3 protein-coding genes are annotated in these 7,859 nt (G+C 40.3%); all 3 read left to right on the plus strand.

What is annotated here, in order from left to right; all coding sequences use genetic code 11:
* The first annotated feature begins 15 nt into the window (after positions 1 to 15).
* Positions 16 to 4,299, plus strand: coding sequence for a DNA-directed RNA polymerase subunit beta' (gene rpoC / locus VJJ03_RS09250; protein ID WP_040358753.1), 4,284 nt, complete (start codon positions 16 to 18; stop codon positions 4,297 to 4,299).
* Between the two features lie 4 nt (positions 4,300 to 4,303).
* A complete protein-coding gene (locus VJJ03_RS09255) occupies positions 4,304 to 4,603 on the plus strand; it encodes a DUF3467 domain-containing protein (protein ID WP_009401284.1) in 300 nt (99 codons plus the stop codon).
* 224 nt (positions 4,604 to 4,827) lie between these two features.
* Positions 4,828 to 7,859, plus strand: a 3,032-nt coding sequence (locus VJJ03_RS09260) for a hypothetical protein (RefSeq protein ID WP_323975167.1), incomplete at its 3' end; no start/stop codon positions are given.

Raw genomic sequence — 7,859 nt, forward strand, 5'->3', positions numbered from 1 at the left:
TTATTAAAAAATGCTATGGCAAGAGTAAAAGAGAAAAATGCAGTAATGAGATTTGATAAAATCTCTATCGGACTAGCTTCACCTGAGAGTATTTTAGCGGTCTCTAGGGGAGAAGTATCCAAACCTGAAACGATTAATTATCGTACACATAAGCCTGAGCGTGATGGGCTTTTCTGTGAGCGTATTTTTGGTCCTGTAAAGGACTACGAGTGTGCTTGTGGGAAGTATAAGCGTATTCGTTATAAAGGAATTGTGTGTGATCGTTGCGGGGTGGAAGTTACTGAGAAGAAGGTACGTAGAGAACGTGTAGGGCATATTAGCTTGGTTGTGCCTATTGCACATATCTGGTATTTTCGTTCATTGCCTAACAAAATAGGTTACTTGCTGGGACTCCCTTCCAAGAAGTTGGATATGATTATCTATTATGAGCGTTATGTAGTAATCCAGCCAGGTATTGCCAAAACTATTGATGGAGATCCATTACAGAAGATGGATTTCCTTACCGAAGAAGAGTACTTGGATATTATGGAATCACTTCCTGTAGAAAACCAATATTTAGAGGATACTGACCCTAACAAGTTTGTTGCTAAGATGGGAGCTGAGGCACTCTTTGATCTACTTCATGATTTGGACTTGGATGCACTCTCTTATGACCTTCGCCATAAGGCTAATACAGAAACTTCTAAACAACGTAAAACAGATGCTCTTAAGCGCTTGCAAGTAGTAGAGGCTTTCCGTGATTCCCAGAAAAATAGAGAGAATAAGCCCGAATGGATGATCATGAAGGTCATCCCTGTGATACCTCCAGAACTTCGTCCGCTTATACCTTTGGATGGTGGTCGTTTTGCGACCTCTGACCTTAATGATTTGTATAGACGTGTGATTATTCGTAATAATCGTCTTAAGCGTTTGATAGAAATAAAGGCTCCAGATGTAATTCTACGTAATGAAAAACGTATGTTACAGGAATCTGTAGATTCTTTGTTTGACAATACCCGTAAATCCTCTGCTGTGAAAACGGATGCCAATCGTCCGTTGAAATCCTTGTCAGATTCTCTAAAAGGGAAGCAAGGACGTTTTCGCCAAAACTTATTAGGGAAACGTGTGGATTACTCTGCGCGCTCTGTGATTGTAGTAGGGCCGGAGTTAAAGCTTTATGAATGTGGACTTCCTAAGAATATGGCAGCTGAGCTTTACAAACCTTTTGTGATACGTAAACTCATTGAACGTGGTATTGTAAAAACTGTAAAATCTGCTAAACGTATTATAGATAAGAAAGAGCCTGTAGTATGGGATATTTTGGAAAATGTCATTAAAGGGCATCCTGTACTTCTGAATCGTGCCCCTACACTGCACCGTTTGGGTATTCAGGCATTTCAACCAAAACTTATTGAAGGTAAGGCAATTCGCTTGCATCCATTGGTGTGTACCGCTTTCAATGCCGACTTTGACGGTGACCAAATGGCAGTACACCTTCCTTTGGGACCTGAGGCTATTTTGGAAGCACAGATGCTTATGTTAGCTTCTAATAATATATTGAACCCTGCCAATGGAGCACCAATTACAGTGCCTTCTCAGGACATGGTTTTGGGATTGTACTATATCACTAAGGTTCGTAAGAGTACTCCTGAAGATCCTATTGCAGGAGAAGGTTCCGTATTCTACTCTCCAGAGGAAGTGAATATTGCTTATAATGAACGTAAAGTACACTTAAATGCCTCTATTAAGGTACGTACTAAGGATTTGGATGAAAAGGGTAATATCGTAACCAAGCTTATTGAAACTACTGTGGGACGTGTACTCTTCAATGAGGTAGTGCCTAAAGAAGCTGGATATATTAATACCGTATTGACTAAAAAATCGCTTCGTGATATTATAGGGCATGTACTCAAATGCACTAGTATTCCACGTACTGCAGATTTCTTAGATGATATCAAATCCATGGGATATAAGTTTGCCTTCCAAGGAGGTCTTTCTTTCTCCTTAGGCGATATCATTATTCCAAAGGAAAAACAGGCGATGATTGCCGATGCTAATGAACAGGTGCAGGGAATCATTAATAACTATAACATGGGGCTTATCACCAATAATGAACGTTACAATCAGGTAATTGATGTATGGACTTCTACCAATGCACGTCTTACAGATTTGGCGATGAAGCGTATTAGTGAGGATAGGCAAGGGTTTAACTCTGTATATATGATGCTTGATTCTGGAGCACGTGGTTCTAAGGAGCAAATTCGCCAGCTTACTGGTATGCGTGGATTGATGGCAAAGCCAAAGAAATCCACCGCAGGAGGAGGAGAAATTATTGAGAATCCTATCCTTTCTAACTTTAAGGAAGGTCTTTCTATTTTGGAATACTTCATTTCTACTCACGGAGCTCGTAAAGGGCTTGCCGATACTGCTCTTAAGACTGCCGATGCAGGTTATCTTACCCGTCGTTTGGTGGATGTATCTCAGGATGTGATTATCAATACTGATGACTGTGGAACTCTTCGTGGTATTGAGATACGTGCACTCAAGAAAAATGAAGAAGTAATTGAAACTCTTGGGGAACGTGTATTGGGTCGTGTAGCTCTTAATGATGTTATAAATCCACTTAATGAAGAAATTATTGTCCTTGCTGGAGAAGAAATTCGTGAGGATGCTGTAGCTAAGATTAATGCAGCCCCTATTGAATATATTGAAGTACGTTCTGCTCTTACCTGTGAGGCAAAACATGGTATCTGTGCCAAATGTTACGGACGTAACCTCTCTACAGGTAAGATGGTACAGATAGGAGAAGCCGTTGGGGTAGTGGCAGCACAATCCATCGGAGAGCCAGGTACTCAGCTTACTCTACGTACTTTCCACATGGGAGGTACTGCTGGAAATATCTCTGAAGAGAATAAGATTATTGCACACTTCAATGGGATTCTTGAAATTGATGATCTTAAGACCGTTAGCGGAGAAGATTATGATGGTAATGCAGTAGAGGTAGTCATCTCTCGTACCTCTGAGGTAAAGATTTTAGAGCCTCATACCCGCATGGTATTAAGTACTTCTAATATTCCTTATGGTTCTTTTATCTTTAAGAAGAATGGAGATACCGTTCAAAAGGGAGATGTAATTAACCAATGGGATCCTTATAATGCAGTAATTATCTCTGAATTTTCCGGACAAATAGCTTATGAAAATATAGAACAAGGAGTTACTTTCCAAGTGGAAATAGATGAACAAACAGGTTTCCAAGAAAAAGTAATCTCTGAATCACGTAATAAAAAACTCATTCCTACCTTGCATATTCAAGATAAGGAGGGCAATATATTACGTTCCTACACCTTGCCTTTGGGAGCTCACATCATGGTAGATGATAAAGAGAAGATAAAAGAAGGTAAGATTTTGGTTAAGATACCTCGTAAATCCGCTAAGTCTGGGGATATTACAGGAGGTCTTCCTCGTGTAACTGAGCTTTTTGAGGCACGTAATCCTTCTAATCCTGCAATTGTAGCGGAAATAGATGGAGTCGTTTCTTTTGGAAAGGTAAAACGTGGTAACCGAGAAATCTTTATTGAATCCAAAACAGGTGAAAAGCGTACTTATTTGGTGAAACTTTCTAATCAAGTATTGGTACAGGAGAATGACTATATACGTGCAGGGATGCCACTTTCTGATGGCTCTGTAACACCAGATGATATCCTAAGGATAAAAGGCCCTTCCGCTGTTCAACAATATTTGGTGAACGAAGTACAAGAAGTATACCGCTTACAAGGGGTGAAGATCAATGATAAACATTTTGAAGTGGTAGTACGTCAGATGATGCGCAAGGTAGAAATTCAGGATCCTGGGGATACACTCTTCTTGGAAGAACAGATGGTACATAAGGATGACTTTATTGAGGAAAATGATAAGATATTTGGCATGAAGATAGTTGTGGATGCTGGAGATTCCGAAAACCTTAAAGCCGGACAAATGGTGACCATGCGACAGTTACGAGATGAGAATTCCTTCCTTAAGCGTCAGGATAAAAACTTAGTAGTGGCTCGTGAGGTAGTTCCTGCTACTGCTATTCCTGTATTACAGGGTATTACGCGAGCTTCTTTACAAACAAAATCCTTTATATCTGCTGCTTCTTTCCAAGAAACCACGAAGGTACTTAATGAAGCTGCCGTACAAGGTAAAGTGGACTACTTAGATGGATTGAAGGAAAATGTGATTGTAGGTCATCGTATCCCCGCTGGGACAGGAATGAAACGGTATGAAAATATCATAGTAGGTTCCCGTAAGGACTTAGCAAAACAAAATATTAATATATGATCTCATGGAGAAGGTAATAAAAAAGGAGATTAGTATTGAAGTGGATGATAGTATTGCCAGTGGTGTATATGCTAACTTAGTGGTAGTAAATCATTCAGAAACTGAGTTTGTTTTGGATTTTGTAAGCATTATGCCAGGAGTCCCCAAAGCGAGGGTGCAGAGTAGGATAATTATTACTCCCTCGCAAGCCAAACAACTGATACATACCCTTAGTAGTAATCTCTATCAATACGAACATGATAAAGTTTCGGAAGATGATATCTTAAATAAGCAAACTCATTTCGGAAACTCAGGGGAAGCGTAATTTAATTAAATAATTTAGAAAATGGTTGATGATTTTTGTCATTAACCATTTTTTTATTGAAATCCGTTTGCTTATAATTATTGTCAATAGGAAAATATTTAACATTTTAAATGTTAAATTTCAAATTGTAAAAAAAAATAAAGAAAAAATACTTGGTATCTTAATAATAATTTATAAATTTGCACACAAAATACCTTATAAATAGCTAATAAAATTATAAGATTATGAAAATCAATAGTTCTAATATAAAAACAAATAGGTATTTATATTTACTTTTTCTTTTATGCTTTTCTCTGTTAGGTAGATCGCAAACTACCCCTCCTCCATATAGTACGAGTGTTCAGAACACAGTATGTGGAGGTACAGTGAAGGTGGATTGGAGTGCTGCTGTAGCCGCTAAAGGAGCTGCTTATGTGGCTGACTGGTGGGCAGAGCTGTATGATAATAGTGGTGCTAATAAACAATCCCAGCAGGCATTTGATAGTGCAGGAAAGGCAGAATTCAAGAATCTTTCCTCAGGCACCTATAAAGTAAAACTTGTCAGGAAGGATGGTACTATGACCCATCCTACAGTAGTTACCCAAGCGGTAGTCTCCACCTATAGGGATTTTATCGTGGTAGAGCCTTTCGAGCAGACTGATGCCGAACGTGCTGTAGGGGAATGTACCTCCGACGGGAAAATGACCTTTAAGATAAAAAATGGTGCAGGTCCCTTTGTGATAAAGCTCTATGAAGTAGGGCAAGCTACCGCTGCAGCTACTTCAGCCCCTACTAATAAAACAGGCAATGAGACTACTGTACAAATTACCACAGGTCTTAAAGCCAATACTAAGTATGAGATAGAGGTAACTGACCAAGTAGGAGGAGGAATGTGCGAAAAAAAAGAAAACCGTAACGTAAGAAACTTCACTACCAAGCCAGCTTCAGCTTCTTTCCTTAGAGGTCTCACCTTAGAGAGTTGCAAACAGAAAGGAGTTCTCAAAGGCTCCAGAGGAATGCTCACGGTAGAGATTAATAATTCTAATGCTATAGGTCCCTTTCAGGTAGAGGTACGTCGGAAAGATAATAACCAGTTAATTGTATCCTCAGGGAATCCGGATGCTTCTTTTCCTAAAGGAGGTGCTACAGGAACTACTCTGAAGGAAATAGAACCTGATGCAGGTAAGAGGTTAGAGATAGGAAAGGATTATATTATTAAGATAAAAGACATAGGAGCAGGTTGTGTAGCCGAACGTACCCAGACCAATCCACTTCGCTTCTCTGCAGAATCCTTGAGACTTCACTTGGCACACACCTGTGCTGACTGTGGGGAATACGAGTTTGCCGTAGCACCTAAGTTCCCTAATAGAAATAGTATTCTCAATTATCAAATAACCCGTGATAAGTTCTATACTTATACTCTAAGGGTTGAAGTAAAGCGTGGTGGGGTAATGCTTCCAGGATATCCTGAACAATTCACCAATACCGATGCCCTGCCACAAACGAGAATAGACGCTCATGGGATCGTGTATGGGAATAATGAGTTTAGGCTGAGTAGTCTTTACGATGCCATGGTGCATAAGTCCGCTCATAAGGTAAAAGGAGGAGATGTAATCACCATTACTTATGAGGATTGTGCCTTGGCAACTCCTATAGTGCTCACTCATACGGTTGTTACTACACCTTACAAGCCTTACACTCAAATAGGAGTACGTAAGAAAATAGGAGGAAGTGATTGTGACAGAGAGGTGGAACTTACCACTCATTTCCAACATGGAGGAACGCCTTCCTATACCGATTTTTGTAATTTCACAGGAATGAAAGGGCGTGTGAAGACCTCCAATGTTTGGCAGGCAGCCACCCCAGTAACGGATATCATGTATAAGTTCTATGACGAATATGATGTTAATCGCCATAGGATGTATGTACCAGTCTCTACCATAACTAACAAATATCAAGTAGAATATGCGGGAGCTTCTACGCCTTTTAACCCCGCTACACCTACTGATTGCAAGCACTATGTCTCTCAGGAGATAACCCTTACTAAGCCTGACTTGATTGATAATATAGGGGTACATGCCGCCTATAATGGGTACGGGGCAGTCCTACAGTGGGAACACAGAGGAAAAAGGGTACAGCTATATGGTGTGAGAGATATAGTAACTGATGCTAACCCCTTGAAGGTCTCTATCCGTCGCAAGGATGGCTTACAAGGGATAAAGACCTATATAGCTACTGGTCCTGAAGGCTTGGCAGGTACCTATAAGATAAAATTTCCTATTGAGAGAACTTACAAGGAGGCAGATATACGTACAGGCTATATACTGATTATGGATGTGCCGCCAGGAGAATATATTGTAAATATTCAGAATAATTGTGCTACCCGTAACCTTCCTCTTACTGTAGCGGAGACTCCTGCACCGTACATACAGATAGATCCCTTAAAGGTAGAGGTAGAATGTAGTAAGAATGGACAAGTGGGAAGAGGAAAGCTTATCTACAGGGCAGTAGATGAGGTAGATAACAATGTACTGGGTTGGCTACATGTCTTTAGAGACCCAGGAGGAACAGAACCACTTTACAAACGGGCTAATACGGGAAACTATATAAGACAAGCGAGATATACAGTTGCCAAGCTTTCATCAGATCCTTCCAAATATGAGAAAAAAGCAGAGATAGACAACTTGCCTCCTGGTAATTATATCTTAGGAATTGGTACAGGAGGTAATCACCATTATACAGCAGTCTATAAGCCAGAGGAGAATGGATATACCTATGGATTTAGACCTCAAGAAAGAGGGGTTGGTTTGTTAGCTCATACCTATATTTATAAGACCTTTACAGTAAAGGAAGTAACGGATGTAGTGCCACTTTCAGCTGTAGGCATGTGTGATCCTTCCAATCCAAATACAGGGATAATTCGAGTAGAGATGCCTGCAGGCTCTGAACCTAAATATCCCATCACCTATACTTTATATAAGGTATCAGGGGGGAATAAGACGATAGCCACTCATGCAGATAGTTCGCAGATAGCACCGATTACAATAGCCACTAAGCCTGCAAATCTTAGTGATGCTTTTGCGACTTTTAATGATGTTCCTCGTTTATCAGGGAGTGACACGTATGAGGTGAAGTTTGAGTCAGGTTGTTTGGATAGGATTGTTCCTGTACCGGATTTTGGGTCATTAGCATCTCCGACAGTGCGTTCTAGTTCAGCGACGCAGTGTGCGGGGAGGTCATTGACATTGAGTGTAGATTTACCGGCGAGTTTGTATGA

Origin of the sequence: Capnocytophaga sp. G2, from assembly GCF_035282625.1 — a bacterium.
Lineage (GTDB): Bacteria > Bacteroidota > Bacteroidia > Flavobacteriales > Flavobacteriaceae > Capnocytophaga.

Coding starts and splice junctions, on each gene's coding strand:
- VJJ03_RS09255 (WP_009401284.1), top strand. CDS start 4,304: ATGGAGAAGGTAATAAAAAAGGAGATTAGTATTGAAGTGGATGATAGT.
- rpoC (WP_040358753.1), top strand. CDS start 16: ATGGCAAGAGTAAAAGAGAAAAATGCAGTAATGAGATTTGATAAAATC.